The organism is Colwellia sp. BRX10-3 (assembly GCF_014077505.1).
Classification (GTDB): Bacteria; Pseudomonadota; Gammaproteobacteria; order Enterobacterales; family Alteromonadaceae; genus Cognaticolwellia.
In genome coordinates this window covers 1-381 of the sequence record NZ_JACGWA010000044.1, presented here as the reverse complement: position 1 = coordinate 381, position 381 = coordinate 1, and the positions used below count along the sequence as shown (strand labels likewise).

1 protein-coding gene is annotated in these 381 nt (G+C 43.3%); it reads left to right on the top strand.

What is annotated here, in order from left to right; genetic code table 11:
* A partial coding sequence (locus H4J38_RS16955; RefSeq protein WP_182133669.1) for a tandem-95 repeat protein occupies window positions 1–381 on the top strand: 381 nt, incomplete at both ends.

Below are 381 nucleotides of genomic sequence, written 5' to 3'. Positions count from 1 at the left end.
GCCAGCTTGTTAGCCAATGATAATGATATTGATGGGGATACCTTAACGCTTGATACCAGCGCAATACCAACGGCGACTAAAGGGGTTTTAACCGTTAGCGGGTCATCATTTATCTATACGCCTACAGCTAATCTAAATGGCGCAGACACCTTTACTTATAAAATTGACGATGGCAGTGGCACGTTAGTCGATGGCACGGTTAATTTAACCATAAATGCGGTAAACGATTTACCGACAACCGGCACGGACACTTTATCGTTAAATGAAGATGAGCCACTAACCATCACTTTTGCCAGCTTGTTAGCCAATGATAATGATATTGATGGGGATACCTTAACGCTTGATACCAGCGCAATACCAACGGCGACTAAAGGGGTTTTA